The organism is Streptomyces sp. NPDC002577 (assembly GCF_053594815.1).
In genome coordinates, this window is the sequence record NZ_JBSFWK010000015.1 from 87,514 (window position 1) to 102,384 (window position 14,871).

Annotated in this window: 16 protein-coding genes; 8 read left to right on the forward strand and 8 right to left on the reverse strand. The window is 69.2% G+C overall.

The genetic code is table 11. The features are described 5' to 3' along the window. The first annotated feature begins 59 nt into the window (after positions 1-59). From ACWD4J_RS21045 to ACWD4J_RS21055, 3 genes are all read left to right on the forward strand, one after another. On the forward strand, positions 60-857 hold the full coding sequence (locus tag ACWD4J_RS21045; protein WP_451396993.1) for a class I SAM-dependent methyltransferase: 798 nt from the start codon (positions 60-62) through the stop codon (positions 855-857). Between the two features lie 205 nt (positions 858-1,062). Then, positions 1,063-2,136, forward strand: coding sequence for an NlpC/P60 family protein (locus tag ACWD4J_RS21050; protein ID WP_451396915.1), 1,074 nt, complete (start codon positions 1,063-1,065; stop codon positions 2,134-2,136). 262 nt (positions 2,137-2,398) lie between these two features. Continuing rightward, positions 2,399-3,799, forward strand: coding sequence for a PP2C family protein-serine/threonine phosphatase (locus ACWD4J_RS21055; protein ID WP_451396916.1), 1,401 nt, complete (start codon positions 2,399-2,401; stop codon positions 3,797-3,799). Between the two features lie 94 nt (positions 3,800-3,893). On the opposite strand, the gene ACWD4J_RS21060 is transcribed toward ACWD4J_RS21055, so the two are convergent. The 3 genes from ACWD4J_RS21060 to ACWD4J_RS21070 all read right to left on the reverse strand — a co-directional run bounded on the left by ACWD4J_RS21060 (position 3,894) and on the right by ACWD4J_RS21070 (position 5,509). Next, positions 3,894-4,223: a DUF2516 family protein gene (locus ACWD4J_RS21060; RefSeq protein ID WP_451396994.1), complete on the reverse strand. Its 330-nt coding sequence runs from the start codon at positions 4,221-4,223 to the stop codon at positions 3,894-3,896. A 135-nt stretch (positions 4,224-4,358) separates the two neighbouring features. Continuing rightward, a complete protein-coding gene (locus ACWD4J_RS21065; protein ID WP_451396917.1) occupies positions 4,359-4,982 on the reverse strand; it encodes a hypothetical protein in 624 nt (207 codons plus the stop codon). 23 nt (positions 4,983-5,005) lie between these two features. Further along, complete coding sequence (locus ACWD4J_RS21070; RefSeq protein WP_451396918.1) at positions 5,006-5,509, reverse strand: helix-turn-helix domain-containing protein; 504 nt, start codon at positions 5,507-5,509, stop codon at positions 5,006-5,008. Positions 5,510-5,683: 174 nt separating this feature from the next. Between ACWD4J_RS21070 and ACWD4J_RS21075 the strand changes: the two genes are divergently transcribed. Beyond that, entirely contained in the window at positions 5,684-6,169 is a 486-nt protein-coding gene (locus ACWD4J_RS21075; protein WP_451396919.1) for a MarR family winged helix-turn-helix transcriptional regulator, read from the forward strand. Positions 6,170-6,337: 168 nt separating this feature from the next. Further along, complete coding sequence (locus ACWD4J_RS21080; RefSeq protein WP_451396920.1) at positions 6,338-7,831, forward strand: MFS transporter; 1,494 nt, start codon at positions 6,338-6,340, stop codon at positions 7,829-7,831. On the opposite strand, the gene ACWD4J_RS21085 is transcribed toward ACWD4J_RS21080, so the two are convergent. After that, positions 7,818-10,070 (reverse strand): phosphotransferase, encoded by a 2,253-nt coding sequence (locus ACWD4J_RS21085; protein WP_451396921.1) that lies wholly within the window; start codon positions 10,068-10,070, stop codon positions 7,818-7,820. The two genes, ACWD4J_RS21080 and ACWD4J_RS21085, sit on opposite strands and share 14 nt — an antisense overlap. A gap of 174 nt (positions 10,071-10,244) precedes the next feature. After that, positions 10,245-11,135, reverse strand: a complete 891-nt coding sequence (locus tag ACWD4J_RS21090; protein ID WP_451396922.1) for a winged helix-turn-helix domain-containing protein — start codon at positions 11,133-11,135, stop codon at positions 10,245-10,247. Between the two features lie 172 nt (positions 11,136-11,307). Between ACWD4J_RS21090 and ACWD4J_RS21095 the strand changes: the two genes are divergently transcribed. Then, positions 11,308-11,490 (forward strand): hypothetical protein, encoded by a 183-nt coding sequence (locus ACWD4J_RS21095; RefSeq protein WP_451396923.1) that lies wholly within the window; start codon positions 11,308-11,310, stop codon positions 11,488-11,490. Here the strand turns inward: ACWD4J_RS21095 and ACWD4J_RS21100 are convergent. Together ACWD4J_RS21100 and ACWD4J_RS21105 are read right to left on the reverse strand one after the other, a co-directional pair. Beyond that, positions 11,481-12,218 carry an HAD family hydrolase gene (locus ACWD4J_RS21100; protein ID WP_451396924.1) on the reverse strand — a complete coding sequence of 246 codons (738 nt, stop codon included), beginning with the start codon at positions 12,216-12,218 and terminating at the stop codon, positions 11,481-11,483. The two genes, ACWD4J_RS21095 and ACWD4J_RS21100, sit on opposite strands and share 10 nt — an antisense overlap. Then, positions 12,218-13,099: a winged helix-turn-helix domain-containing protein gene (locus tag ACWD4J_RS21105; RefSeq protein WP_451396925.1), complete on the reverse strand. Its 882-nt coding sequence runs from the start codon at positions 13,097-13,099 to the stop codon at positions 12,218-12,220. Before ACWD4J_RS21105 ends, ACWD4J_RS21100 begins: the two co-directional genes overlap by 1 nt. 157 nt (positions 13,100-13,256) lie before the next feature. Here ACWD4J_RS21105 and ACWD4J_RS21110 point away from each other — a divergent pair, with 157 nt between their 5' ends. Then, positions 13,257-13,445, forward strand: a complete 189-nt coding sequence (locus ACWD4J_RS21110; RefSeq protein WP_451396926.1) for a hypothetical protein — start codon at positions 13,257-13,259, stop codon at positions 13,443-13,445. Positions 13,446-13,511: 66 nt separating this feature from the next. On the opposite strand, the gene ACWD4J_RS21115 is transcribed toward ACWD4J_RS21110, so the two are convergent. Then, positions 13,512-14,423, reverse strand: a complete 912-nt coding sequence (locus tag ACWD4J_RS21115) for a winged helix-turn-helix domain-containing protein (protein ID WP_451396927.1) — start codon at positions 14,421-14,423, stop codon at positions 13,512-13,514. Positions 14,424-14,599: 176 nt separating this feature from the next. Between ACWD4J_RS21115 and ACWD4J_RS21120 the strand changes: the two genes are divergently transcribed. Next, the gene (locus tag ACWD4J_RS21120; protein WP_451396928.1) at positions 14,600-14,785 is read left to right on the forward strand and encodes a hypothetical protein; all 186 of its coding nucleotides are present in this window, start codon (positions 14,600-14,602) and stop codon (positions 14,783-14,785) included. The last annotated feature ends 86 nt before the right edge of the window (positions 14,786-14,871 follow it).

Genomic DNA, 14,871 nt, shown 5'->3' on the forward strand with positions numbered 1-14,871 from the left:
CCGCCCGTCTCCCGCCACCGCCCTCAACCGAGGTGCGGGCCACCCCCTGGTTGAGGCCCGTGGGAACGGTGACACGCGGGACCACCAATCCGAACCGGCTGCGCCGCATGGACCGCTGGATCGCCGCCGCCCACGGCCGTCAGCTGCGGCGGACGGCCGACGCCGTCGCCGTCGACCTCGGCTACGGCGCCGCGCCCTGGACCGCGGTCGAGCTGCTGCAGCGACTGCGCACTGTCGCGCCCCACGCGCGCGTGGTCGGCATCGAGATCGAACCGGCACGGGTGGAGGCCGCGAAGCCGTACGAACGCGAGGGGCTGCGCTTCCGTCACGGCGGCTTCGAGATCCCGCTGCCGGAGCGCCCCGTCCTCATCCGCGCGGCGAACGTGCTGCGCCAGTACGACGAGGACCAGGTCGCCGCCGTCTGGGAGCGGCTCTGCGCGCGGCTCGCGCCCCCGGATCCCGCGAGCGGATTCGCGGGCGGGCTGCTGGTCGAGGGCACGTGCGACGAGATCGGCCGGCGGCACGTGTGGGTCGCGCTCGGCACGTCGGGGCCGCGCACGGTGACCTTCGCGACCCGCCTCGGCTCCCTGGACCGCCCGTCCGACCTCGCCGAGCGGCTGCCGAAGGCGCTGATCCACCGGAACGTCCCCGGTGAGCCGGTGCATGCGTTCCTGCGCGACTTCGACCGGGCGTGGGCGGCCGCGGCGCCCTACGCGTCGTACGGCGCGCGCCAGCGGTGGATCAGGGCGGTACGCGACCTCGCGGCGGACTGGCCGGTGCTGGACGGGGTCTCGCGGTGGCGGCAGGGCGAAGTGACGGTCCGCTGGGAGGCGTTGGCGCCGCGTGCCTCGTCCTGACCGGCGCGCAGGACACCTTGCCGTCGGCGGCCGGGAACGATCTCCAGGGGCCGTTCGTCACACGAGGCGGTGGGCGGATCGGAATTCCCGTCCGGCTCTGTCGTATTGAGCACGGGCGTGGCACCATCCCGGAGGCGTCCGCAGGTTACTGACGGTAAATCAGCTGGGGGGCTGAGACGTGATCGGGAAGACCGGAAAGGCGGGCTTGACCACGGCTGCCGTGGCCCTGGTCTGCGCGGTGACCGTACTGACGGCCCCGGGAGCGGCGTACGCGAGTTCGTACGCGAATCCGGCGAAGCCGTCTCCCACCCCCACGCCGGTGCCGACGTCGACTGCCGCCGGCGACAAGGACCTTGAAAAGGTCCGCGAGGAACTGGACCGGCTCTACCACGAGGCGGCGGTCGCGACGGACGAGTACAACGCGGCCGAGGAGAAGACCGAAGAGCAGTCCGCCGAGATCGTCGGTCTGGCCCGCCGCATCGTCAAGGGCCAGGAGACGCTCGACGAGTTGAAGGAGCGTGTGGGCGCCGCCGCGAGGGAGCAGTACCGCAACGGCGGTCTGCCGCCCGGGGCCCAGCTGATGCTCAGCGACGATCCGGGGCTGTTCCTGGACGGCGCCGGCCGGGTGCGCCAGGGCGCGCAGGCGACCAGGGGGCTGCTCGCCGAGCTGACCAGGACCCAGGAGGACCTGCAGGCCTACGCGAAGGACGCATCGGCCCAGTGGCAGCAGCTCGAGGCCAACCGCAAGGCCAAGGCGGCGGCGAAGAAGAAGATCAAGAGCCGGATCGCCGAGGCCGAGAAGCTCGAGGCGAAGCTCGAGAAGAAGGAGCGCGAGCGGCTGCTGGAGCTGGAGCAGGAGGCCGAGTATCAGAGCCAGGCCACCTGGCTGAGCTCGGGAATCCTGAAGGAGATCGACGGCAGGGCGTCGGCCCAGGGCAAGAAGGCCGTCCAGTACGCGACAGCGCAGATAGGCAAGCCGTACGAATGGGGTGCCGAGGGCCCGAAGTCGTACGACTGCTCGGGGCTGACCTCACAGGCCTGGGCGACCGCCGGGCGCGGCATTCCGCGCACCTCGCAGGAGCAGTGGAAGCAGCTGCCGCACATCGACATCAAGGACATGCGGCCGGGCGACCTGATCATCTATCACGACGACGCCAGTCACGTCGGGATGTACATAGGCGACGGCGCGATTGTGCACGCGCCGCGCCCGGGACGTACGGTGACGATCGCGGGCGCCGGCTCGATGGCGATCCTCGGAGTGGTACGTCCCGATAAGTGAGGCTTTGCGTGATACGCGGCACGTGACGTACTGCACGTGACCCGCGGCACGTTCGAACGCCCGCTCAACCTCCGCGGCGTGATGTTCGTCATTAACAGTGCGACTTGGCGTGTCCAAATGCGCTAGTGAATGCGGCATATGACAGTGGCCGTTTGCTGCTCGCCATTCCGTTACCGCGGGAGCTACCGCTATGGTCCCGGTCGGTGGGGGCGAAGGTCTTCGTTCCACCGTGCCCTCGGGGGGAGGGAAGGAATCCAGAACCATGCCCGTACCCATACCGCGGCAGAGAGGCGTCCCGGCCGTGGAGAGTGGTCAGGCGCAGGCGGAGCCCACGCCCGGCCTGCCTCGCCCCCGAACCGAACCGGCGACGCCGCGTACCGGCGACGGCCACGGTCGTGACGACGGTGACAGCGATCACGGCAGTGACGGTCGTCACGACGCCGGCCACAGTGGTGGCTCCGGCAGCAGTACGGGGATCATGCTCCTGGTCATCGAGGACGATCCGGCCGGTTCGCTGAGCCTTCCCGAGCTGCTCGACTCCGCAGGCAAACCCGTTCGCGTCCGCACCGCCCGCAACCTCACCGAGGCCGAGCGGCTGCTCACGGACGACGTCAACTGCATCCTTCTCGACCTCGCGCTGCCCGCACCCGGTCCGGACACCGACGAGCTCGCGACGCTCAGGCACGTACTGCGTCTCGCACCCCGGCACGCCGTGCTCGCGCTCACCGCGTCCGGCGACGCCGAACGCGGCGCGGAAGCCGTGCGTGTGGGCGCCCAGGACTATCTGTTCCGGGACGAACTGGACGGGCAGCTCCTCACCCGCGCCATCCGGTACGCGGTGGAGCGCAAGCGGGCCGACGTGGCCCAGCGCAAGCTGACCGAGTCCCGGCTGCGGGCGCAGGAGAACGCCCGCCTGGAGCGGGGGCTGCTGCCGAATCCGCTGCTGAACGGCTCGTCGCTGCGGTTCGCCGCCAGCTATCGCCCCGGCCGTTCGCGCGCCCTGCTCGGCGGCGACTTCTACGACACGGTCCGCACCCCGGACGGCACGGTCCACGCGATGATCGGCGACGTCTGCGGGCACGGCCCCGACGCCGCGGCGCTCGGCGTCGAACTGCGCATCGCCTGGCGGGCGCTGACCCTGGCCGGAATGTGCGGCGACGAGCTGCTGTCGACGCTCCAGCAGGTGCTGGAGCACGAGCGCGCGGACGACGAGATCTTCGCGACCCTGTGCACGGTCGACATCACCCCCGACGAGCGGCGCGCCGGACTGTGCCTGGCGGGACACCCGTCTCCGCTGATCGCCCGGCACGGCCACACCGCAGAACTGCTGGCACCCGAGAACAACGGCCCTGCGCTCGGCCTGCTCGAACGCGCCCGCTGGCCGCGCCAGCAGGTGGAACTGGGCGCCGCCTGGAGCCTGATGCTCTACACGGACGGCCTGATAGAGGGACGTATCGGCCAGGGCAACCAACGGCTGGGCCAGGAGGGCATGGTCGAGATGGTCCGCCGCCAGCTCGCCGCGGGCCTGCAGGGCGAGGAGCTGCTGGAGGCTGCCGTCAACGAGGTCCGCGACCTCAACGGAGGGGACCTGACGGACGACGTGGCGGTCCTGCTTCTGAACCGGGACCGGGACCGCGCCCGAGGACGAGGCCGGGAGCGCTAGGCCGCAGTGGCCGGCCGGCACACCGCAAGCGCCCGCAGCGATCGGCACCGGCCGCTGCCGGCCGCCGTGCTGCGGGGCGCCGTGCTGCCGGCCGTTACCGGCCGCCGTTGTAGGGACCGTACGGGCCGTCGCTGCTGGAGCCGCGGCGGCCGCCGCCACCCGTGATCGACCGGACCGCGGGCCGCACGTCGACCATGTACACGATGGTCGCGATGAGGCCGATGATCGGCAGGAACGACAGGATGGGGAAGAGCACGTTCACCACGAAGGCGATCCCCAGGATGATCAGCCAGAACGGCTTGGTCTGCTTGTCGGCGGCGCGATAGGCGTCCTCGCGCCGGATGGCGGCGTCGATCAGAGCGAAGCCGCTGAAGAGGATCAGGGCCACGCTCAGCAGCCACATGAAACCCGCGAACCCCTGCATCAGCACTGCGTCCACCACCCGGTTATCGGCTCGTGTCTATGCGGCCACCGTACCCGCTACCCGGGGAACGAGCCGGACACTCGGCAAGTGCCCGGCTCGTTCCCGCGGACTCTCCGGACGTTTCCGTGAGCGCGGTCACTTGGCGGGCGGGGTGGTCTTCTTCGCCGTGGTGGTCGTCTTCTTGGCCGGGGCCTTCTTCGCCGTGGTGGCGGTGGTCTTCTTGGCCGGGGCGGCGGTCTCGGCGGCCTTCGGCGACGAGGCCGACGACTTCGGCTCCGGCTCGACGGTCACGGCAAGCTCCGAGATCTCCTCGGCCGCCTCGCCGCGCCAGGTCCTGACGGCCTGCTCGCCGTGCTCGGCGACCTTCTCGTACGTCTCACGCGCCTTGACCGCGTACTCGGCGGCCACGCCGACGCCGCGCAGGGCCAGGTCCTGAGCGGACTCACCCAGCTTCTTGAGGTCGGTGTCGAGGCCGCCGAGGACCTCGGTGACCTTCGTCTGAATGGTCTCCTGCACCTCCTTGGCACGGGCGGCGGCCTTGTCCTGCACCTCCTTGGCGCGGGCGGCGGCCTTGTCCTGGACGGCCTTCGGGTCGGTGCTGCGCACGGCCTCGATACGGGCCGGGGCCTCGGCGCGCAGCTGCTCGACGAGCGCCGGCACCTTCTTGGCCTGCTGGTACGCCAGGTCGGCGGTGCCCGCGGCGAAGTACAGCGGCGTCGGGTCCTTCAGGGTCTTGCGCAGGTCGTCGGTGATGGCCATGACTGTGGTCCTCCCGGATCACTTCAGCTCGAGGGTTTGTGGTCGTGCTGGTCGTGCTGGTCGGCATCGCTGCCACTGGCCGCGCTGGGCTCGCCGGCCCCGCCGCGCCTGTCTGCGACGGTGTCCTTGATGGCATCTGTGACGACGTCCGTGACGGCATCCGTAACGACGTCGGTCCCGGTCCCGTTCTCCTTGCGGAAGGACTCGTAGATCTGCAGGAGCACCTGCTTCTGGCGTTCGTTGAGGGACGGATCGGCGAGGATCACCGCACGCGTCTCCACCTCGTCCCGGTCCCGCTCGGCGTCGAGGATCCCGGCCCGCACGTACAGCGTCTCGGCGGAGATCCGCAGCGCCTTCGCGACCTGCTGAAGCACCTCGGCGCTCGGCTTGCGCAGCCCGCGCTCGATCTGGCTCAGATACGGATTGGACACGCCTGCCGCCTCCGCGAGCTGCCGCAACGACAGCTGCGCGGTGCGCCGCTGCTCGCGCAGGTACTCGCCGAGATTGCCGACGTTGAGTGATGCCATGCCTCGATGGTGCCCCAACCTCGCTAACTTTTGCAAGCACGTGCTTGCAAAAGTGCGCTGCACCGATGCCGGCGCGGCCGAGCGGGCACCAGACCCCCGCAACCGGGTCACCGGCGCACCCGAACGTCCGCTTCCCAATAATCCGCTACGGACCGGATTGCTACCCTGGCCGACATGACCGCCATGGCCCCCAAGCGCACCGAGCCGGACCTGTCGTACCTGCTGGACCACACGAGCCATGTGCTGCGCACCCAGATGTCGGCGGCGCTCGCCGAGATCGGGCTGACGGCGCGCATGCACTGCGTACTGGTCCACGCCCTGGAGGAGGAGCGCACCCAGGCACAGATCGCTGAGATCGGGGACATGGACAAGACCACGATGGTGGTCACGGTGGACGCGCTGGAGGAGGCCGGCCTCGCCGAGCGGCGACCCTCCAGCCGGGACCGGAGGGCGCGGATCATCGCGGTCACCGAGGAGGGGGCACGAGTCGCCGAGCAGAGCCAGAAGATCGTGGACCGTGTCCACGAGAAGGCGCTGCACGCCGTCCCCGAAGGCGACCGGGCGGTCCTGTTGCGGGCGTTGGAGCAGCTGGCCGGCGGGCATCTGGCCACGCCGGCCGAGAGTCCGCGACCGTCCCGGCGGGCGCGCCAGCGCGGATAACGGCCAGCAGGGCCCGCACCTCCAGAAGCCCGACAACCGAATACCGAACCTGGGCACCCGAACTGCCGAACCTGGGCACCCGAACCTCATAGATGCGAAGTAGATAGTCTGCAACAAAACTATCTGCTACGGTCTCTCCTGTCGGCTCAACCGAACAGGAGAGACCGCATGGCCGCAGCATCTGCCGCCTCCGCTCCCCCTCCCGCCACTCCTCGCGCCGCGGGGCCCCGGCCGGAGGCGTCCACGAGTTCCGCCCCGCCCGCCCGGTCACGGACGCTCGCCCTCGGCGTCATCGCCACCGGAATGCTGATGACCGTCCTCGACGGCAGCATCGTGACCGTGGCGATGCCCGCCATCCAGCACGACCTCGGCTTCTCCCCCGCCGGCCTGAGCTGGGTCGTCAACGCCTACCTGATCGCGTTCGGCAGCCTGCTCCTGCTCGCCGGCCGGCTCGGCGATCTGTTAGGCCGCAAGCGCATGTTCCTGGCCGGGACGGCGGTGTTCACCGGCGCTTCGCTCCTCGCGGGCGTGGCGACGTCCCCCGCCGTACTGATCGCCGCACGGTTCCTGCAGGGCATCGGCAGCGCGATGGCCTCCGCCGTCAGCCTGGGCATCCTCGTCACGTTGTTCACCGAGCCCAAGGAGCGCGCGAGGGCGATCGCCGTCTTCAGCTTCACCGGGGCGGCCGGTGCGTCGGTCGGCCAGGTGCTCGGCGGTGTCCTCACCGACGCCCTCGACTGGCACTGGATCTTCTTCATCAATCTGCCGATCGGGCTCGCGGCCCTCGCGGTCGCCGTGCCCGTCCTGCCCGCCGACCGCGGACTCGGCCTCGCGGCCGGTGCCGATGCCGTCGGCGCGCTCCTCGTCACCGCCGGGCTGATGCTCGGGATCTACACCATCGTCAAGGTGGAGGAGTACGGCTGGACTTCCGCACCCACACTCGGCTTCGGCGCCCTCGCCCTCGTACTCCTCGCCGCCTTCGTCGTACGCCAGGCGACCGCCAAGGCCCCGCTCATGCCGCTGCGGATCTTCCGGTCCCGCAGCGTCTCGGGGGCGAACCTGGTCCAGGTCCTCATGGTGGCGGCGCTCTTCTCCTTCCAGATCCTGGTGGCCCTCTATCTCCAGAAGGTGCTCGGGTACGGAGCCGCCAGGACCGGCCTCGCCATGCTCCCCGCTGCAGCGGTCATCGGCGCGGTGTCGCTCGGGGTATCGGCCCGCCTGAACGCCCGTTTCGGGGAACGCAATGTCCTGCTCGCCGGACTCGTGCTGCTGATCGGGCTTCTCGGACTGCTGGTGCGCGTGCCCGTGCACGCGCACTACCTCACCGACCTGCTCCCCGTGATGCTGCTCGCCGCCGGTTTCGGACTCGCCCTCCCGGCACTGACCACGCTGGGCATGTCCGGCGCCGGCGAAGACGACGCCGGCCTCGCCTCCGGGCTGTTCAACACGACCCAGCAGATCGGCATGGCCACGGGGGTCGCGGTCCTCTCCACCCTGGCCGCCTCCCGCAGCGAGGGCCTGCTCGCACAGGGCAGGACCCAGGCCGAGGCACTGACCGGCGGCTACCACCTGGCCTTCACGGTCGGCACGGGGCTCCTGGTGGCGGCGTTCGTGGTGGCGTTCGCGGTGCTGCGTCAGCCGCGGCGCCTCACCCGCCCGTAGGGAATCCGGCAGGCCTCGGCCTGCCGGATTCCCCGTGCGGGAGGGCACGGGCGAGGAAGGGGTTCGCCGTCGATCTGACCGGCAGCCCCAGCGATGCCGTGGCGGCCGCCAAGGTCATCCCGTACGAGTCCACGGCCCTGCGGACGTTGGGGGCGTCGAGGCTCGCGCCGGTGACGAGCCGGTCCAGGTCGACATACGCGGAGCGGATGATCTCGATCCGCCGGTAGACGGGCCAGTTCTCTCGCCAGCCCTTGGTGTACTCGTCGGGGAGCCCGCGCTGCCAGCGGTCGAACATGCGCTGGCGGATCTCGGGCCGGGTCGGGGTGAGATGCATGTGCCGGACCAGGTCGTACAGGGGGTCGCCGATCACCGCCATCTCCCAGTCGATGATGGTGAGTCCGGACCGGCCCTCTCCGCGCACCAGGTTCCACGGGTTCAGATCACCGTGCAGGAGTGCCGAGGTCCGTGGAGTGACGTGGTAGCGGCCCAGGATCTCCCTCAGCCGGAACCCGTCGGGCAGTCCCAGAACCCTGGCCAGTTGCTGGGACTCCTTGGGCAGTTCCTGCACGAGCCGGACGAGTTCCTGGGTGAGCCAGCCGAAGAAGTCCAGGAGTTCCGCCGCGGGATCGAGCGAGGAGTACGCGACCTTGGTCAGCTCGCAGAGCTGGTCCACGAGTTCGTCCGCTTCGTGGGGCAGCAGACCGTGCACGGGATGGCTGGGCGGCCGGTCGCTGCCGAGCGGCCCCACATACGTGTGGATGGCGAAGGGATCCTTCGGCCGGGAGGCCCGGTCTTCGCTCAGGCCGAGGGCCAGTACCCGAGGGGCTCGCACCGCGACCCCCGAGTCCTCGATGGCCCGCAGTACCGCGTGCTCGCTGAGGAAGCTGCGACTGCGCTCCCGGCGGGAGGGTGCCGCCAGCTTGCGGCGCACCACGACGGGGAATGCGACACCGGGCACCCTGACCACGGAGTTGAGGTGCGCCGTGCCCTTGAACACGCGGTCCGCGGGAGCCGCGCCCTCGGCGACGAGCGCGTCGAGGACGGCGGTGCGGGGAAAGTCCGGGTGTTCGGGGACGCGCTTGTCCACCTCCCAGCCGATACCCGTGGCAGACCGTTCACCATCGCGTCGTTCCCGCCGCGCCGCCTGCCAGCGGAGCAGGACCCGCTCGATCTCCGTCTCCTCAGGCAGCTGCCTGAGCCCGAGCGGCTCGGCGGCGGCCTCGAGAGCCCGGCGCACTGCCGCGGAGGCGACGTCCAGGTTCTTCTGGTCGCACGAGTCCTCCAGGGACTTCGCGGCGCGCATGATGTCCGGATAGACGGACTGGGCTCGTTCGAAGGCGATGTAGTGCCGCAGGTCCTTGGCGAGCCCGTTGACCGCGGCCGGTCTTGTGCCTTCCATGGCCACTGCCCATGCGTCGATCACCTCGCCCCACTGGAATCCCGGGTACTGCATCCGGACCAGGTGCGTCGCGAGGTCGTGCAGGGGATCGCCGTACGTCGCGAGCTCCCAGTCGACGCAGATCAGGGGCGGGTCCCCGCCATAGGACACGATCACGTTGTCCCGGTGCAGGTCCGTGTGGAGCAGGCTGTAGGGGCGGCGGGACATGGCCGGCACCCGTTCCGCCAAACGGGTCATGGCGTCGTCGGGGATCCCCAGTGCCGCGAACAGCCCTCCGAACGCAGTCCAATTGGGCTGCCGGACTTGACGGTCGACCAACAGGGCCAGATTACGCAGGAACGCCTGGCTGTCCTTGTCGTTGCGGGGCCAGCAGTCGGGCAGCCGTGGCAGCGCCTCCCTGCGCACCTGGGACATCTGGGCCAGAAGCCCGGCCAGCGCCCTGATCAGCAGGTGGTCGACGGGCTTGCCGTTCTGGCAGACGCTCGAGAGCGGCACTCCCTGCACATAGCTGTGGACAGCGGACCCCGGCCGTTCCGCGAGGCATTCCGGTACATGGGGAAGGACGCCCTTGATGGCGCCGAGAATCTCCGACTCCTGCTGCCAGGTCCTGACCACCACCGGCAGGGCCTCCGCCACCGGGATCCGCACCGTCACGGACATGCCCGGTTCCCGTCCCACCAGACGCGCCATACGTTCCGTCAGCGGCAGCACGAAGTTCCGGTTGTGATGCCCACGACTCATCGCCCCGGCCTGTTTGGCCTGCCGCACGAAGTCGTCGTAGGCATCGTCGGTGGCGCATCCCCAGATGACCGAGGGACTGGGAACAGGAGGTGCGCCCACTGGCCGCTCCTGAATAGTCGCGCGAGGGGGTGCAAGAGAATGCACCCAACGGTGTTTGCACACCCTAGCGGTGGGGCTCGCTCCGCACGACTTGACCGGTGCGCTCCCTGGTCTCAATGAGGTATACGTCGCCCTGAGGTGTGGCCACGTTCGACGGTTTGGCCGGATTCCGTGTCATTGAGCCAACCGGTGAGCCAATTGATCCCAGACGGAGTCGAACCAGGACTGCATGCTCTCGACGAAAACGGACCCCTGGGAATCCCCGTCCTCGTCGCGGACGTGATGCAGGAGCGTGGCCCCGACCCCGAGGACGTCGAGGGCATCGACCTCACGCCCGTCGTCCAGGATGACCCGGCGCTCGATCACCTCGTACGGTCCGTACAGCGCCTCGACTCCGTTGAACAGGTACAGCTTGAAGGCCGGGGTCAGCGGCGCGTGGCGGATCTCGATGTCGACGGTCGGTACGTAGCGCTCGGCCTGGAGAGCGCGCAACACGCTCCTCAGCGACTCCGTGTGGCGTCGGGTGATGGCCTGCAGGCGCTTCGCCAGAAGCAGGGACTCCTCTGCGTCGCCCATCGCTCGCGGATACGGGAGCGTGAGCGACTCGTCGGGCAGCAGCATGCGGAGTTTGATGCGCTGCGGGGCGATGGAGCCGGCACGGATGCGCTCGGACTGCACCCGGATGTGTGTGTCGAGTGACTCGGACGTCAGGGTATAGACGTCCAGGTCGACTTCGGGGCGCTCGAACGCTTCGCCTATGAGCGGCCCCAGTGCGACACGCCCTTTCCGCGTGTCCGTCGCCACGGAGGAGTGGATCCGCTGGGTCTTGAGCACCCTGGACCCGCTGCCCTGCCGGGACTCGATCCAGCCCTCGCTGGCCAGCTCCCGGAGCACCCGCTGGACGGTGTCCCGTGAGACGCGGAACTCGGCGGCAAGGTCGCGCTGCGTCGGCAGCATGCCCCCCACCCGGTAGGTGCCGTCGGCCAGGCGGGAGCGCAGCGTCTCCGAGACGTGGAAGAACGCCCGGCCGCCGCCGTCACCTGCCCGTCCTCCGTTGCCACCCACACCGCGACCGTACCTCTCCCGGCCGACAAGCAAACCGATTTCAGTCAAATGCGAGGTCCGGCTTGCCGGTTGGTTAAGGGATCAGCCAGGCAGGGGAAATCCAATCCAAGTCAACCAGTCCAATTGGCCGGATGGTTGATCGCTTCTCGGAAAGCGGAGTGGGGTGGGGCCCATGGTTCTCTTCCAGCTGCTGTCGACCGTACTGGTCCTCGGCTTCGAACAGCTCGTCCAGTGGGAGTACGGCCCGATGGGCATGGTCTGCCTCTGCCTGCTGGCCGTGGGCATGCGGATGCGTAACTCGTCCTGCGTGTCGCTCGGGGCCGTGGTGTTCGTCCTGCTGATGGTTCAGGCCTGATTCCTGAGCAGCTTCAGGATGGGCTCCAGGGAGTTGATGACGTGCTCCGCGCCGGACGCTCGCAGGAGCTTCTCCTTGCGGGCGTTGCGCGCGTAGCCCAGGAAGGGGACCCCGGCCCGCTCGGACGCCTGACAGTCGGAGGGTGTGTCGCCGATCATCAGGGCGGCCTCGGCATCGGCGCCCAGGGCGTTCAGGGCCCGGTTGAGGCAGTGCGGGTGGGGTTTGAGCAGGTGCAGGTCCTGGGTGCGGCCGTAGATGTGGGGATGGAAGCAGCCTTCGAGGCCGCGCGTCACGAGATAACTGTGTACTGCCTTAGGGGAGTTGTTGGTCGTGATGGCGAGCCGCGCGCCCACGGCGGTCCAGGTGCGTATGAGCGGGTCCGCGTACGGTGTCGGCCGGGCGGAGCCGACCGCCCGCAGCTCCTGCTGGGTCAGCCTCTCTTCGAGCTCGGCGACCAGGTCACTGCCCGCATGTCTGCGGTCGACCGCGCGCAGCACCTCGTGCGGGTCCGGTACCTGGCGCTCGACCTCGGTCAGCAGCCCGTGCAGGCCGCGTTCCTCGAGCCACCGCACCTGGCCTTCCGCGATCAGCTCCGCCCGGTGTCCGGCGAACAGCCTGCAGATCGGCCCGTCGAAGTCGAACAGCACGAAGCGAGCTCGCGTGATCAGTTCACGCAGGTTCTCGGTCTCTTGTGTCACCAGTTCTGTCTGCGTCGTATCAGATGTCACTAGGAGAGTGTCAGGTCCGTGGTGATGGTTTCCCAGAGGGCGTCGAACCACTTCTGCGACTCGTCCACAAACGCCGTGTCCCGGCTGCCGGCTCGTTTCTCGAAGGAGAAGAGGAGCGACTCGGTGCCCAGGGCGTCGTACATGTCCAGCGTTCCGCTCTCGACCTCCTCTGCACGCCTGGTGACCATGTAGTACGACAGCAGGGCCTCGCTTCCGTTGAGCACGTAGAGCTTCACCGGCGGCGTGAACGGCAGTGCTCGGAACGTGACGCGTACGTCGATCCCGTGCGATGAGCGCAGCGCCTGGAGATTGTGGCGCAGTACGTGGCCCTGGGCGTTCCGCTGGGCCAGCCAGCGCTGGTGGACGGGGTCCTCCTCGGTGCCGCTGCTGTCGACCGACACGGGAAAGGCCAGATCGATGTCCCGGCTCGGCAGCAGAATGCGGACGTCGATCGAGTCCGGGCGGATACGGCCCTCGTGGATGAGGCGGACCGGCTCGCCCAGCGCCAGCATCAGGGTCTCCGCCGTGAGGGAGACGACGTCTATGCGCACCTTGGGCGCGGCGAAGGCGGCCGTCAGGCGCGGGGCGAGCGCCACCATCGTGGGCTGCGGTCCCTGGCGCGCCGGTGCCGGCGCGGCGATGCGCGGCGGGCTGCCCTTGCTGATGTTGGCCAGCAGGCCGTCGTCCTGCAGGGTCTTCAGGGCCTGACGCACGGTTCCGCGCTCCACGCCGAACTCCAGCGCGAGCTCCGCCTGGGTGGGCAGGCGGTCTCCGGCCTTGAGGGTGCCGGTGCGGATGCGGTCCCGCAGCGTGTCGGCGATGTCCTTGGGCGTGAGCTTTCTGCTGCCGTTCACTGCGACGTTCTCCTGGGTCACAACCAAAAGCTACAACTCCATGCCATCTGGTGGGAGTTGTTTGGGAGTTGTTTATTACTTACGACCAACTGGGGATAACTTCATTGAAGTTGGCTGCCAACTTGGCCGAGCTGGTGGAAGTTCACCGGCCACCCGCTCCTCCCACCCCGAAGGAGGAACCACCATGCCCGTCATAGCCCTCCTCTCCGCCGTCTTCGTCATCGGCTTCGAGCAGCTCGTCCAGTGGAAGTACGGCCCGATGGGCATCGTCGGACTGCTGCTCCTGTCCATCGGCGTCAAGGCCAGGAACCCGGTCTGCAGCTCCATCGGGGCCGTCGTCCTGGCCCTGATGGTCGCCGGTCCCGCCCTCTGAGACCCACCTGCCCGAGCCGGGCTCAGGGCACCACGAGCACGGCTCAGGCACCCTGAGCAGCACCGCTCAGGCCGTCAGCACCAGATCAGAACTGATCGTGTTCCACAGCGAGTTGAACCACACGTGGGACTGCTCCACGAAGGTCGTGTCCCGCATCCCGGCCCCCTGTTCGAAGGGGAAGAGCATGGACCGGCTCCCCTGCGCGTCGTACGTCTCCAGATACTCGTGGTCGATCTCCACACCCCGCTTGGTGAGGGTGTAGTACGCGAACAGCGCCTCGGTGTTGTTCAGCAGGTACAGCTTCACCGGCGGGGTGAACGGCAGCGCGCGGAACGAGACGCTGACGTCGATGCCGTGCGACGAGCGCAGCGCCTGGAGATTGTGCCGCAGCACCTGGCCCTGGGCGTTGCGCTGCGACAGCCACTGGCGGTGCAGCCGGCTGTCGCCGACCGCGTGCACCGGCGCGGGGAAGGCCAGCCGGATGTCCCGGCTCGGCAGCAGCACCCGCACATCCACCTTGGCCGGTTTCATGTGGCCCTCATGGATCTGGCGGAGCGGTTCGCCGATGGCGAGCGTGAGCGACACGGCCGTCAGGCACAGTGCGTCGATCTCCACGTGCGGCGCGGAGAAGGCGGCGGCTATGCGTGGGGCGAGCCCCACCATGGTCGGCTGCGGCGGCGCTTCCGGGCCGGTGAAGGCGTGCTCCATGTGCTCGGCGACAGTGGCCGGGCTGCCCTTCGTCACATTGGTGAGCAGATGTTCGGACTGCAGGATGCGCAGGGCCTGCCGTACGGTGCCCCGCTCCACGCCGAACTCGAGCGCGAGCTCGGCCTGGGTGGGCATGCGCTGCCCCGGCCGCAGCCGCCCGGTCCTGATCCGGGCGCGCAGTTCGTCGGCCACCTCGCGGTACGACCTGGGTGACGGCCGCTCTGCCCTCTTCCGCCCGTCGACGGCGGCATGCTCCGGGTTCACAACCAAACACTACAACTTCTCGCCATCTTTGGGGAGTTATTGAGAAGGTGGTTATGAGCCTAGCCATCGCGGAGATAAGTACGAGTGAGTTGGTGGCCAACTTGAGGAACATGGTCAAGCTTTCGCAGGGTTGGCAACCGGCCTAGCGGGGTCCGCCTCCCCGTCCCCAAGGAGGGACCGTCATGCCACTCGTCGCCGTCGTCCTCGCCGCCCTCGCCATCGGATTCGAGCAGCTCGTCCAGTGGAAGTACGGGCCGATGGGCATCATCGCCTTCGTCGTGCTGACCATCGGCCTGAAGGCCAAGAACACCCTGTTCAGCAGCATCGGCGCGGTGATCCTCGTGATGCTGCTCGCCCAGTCCGGCTGACCGGGCCCCCGTACGGCTGACCGGGCTTCCTTCCGGAGGGGAGCCGGGAGCCCGGTCACGCCTCAGCCCCCGCACACCACCACACC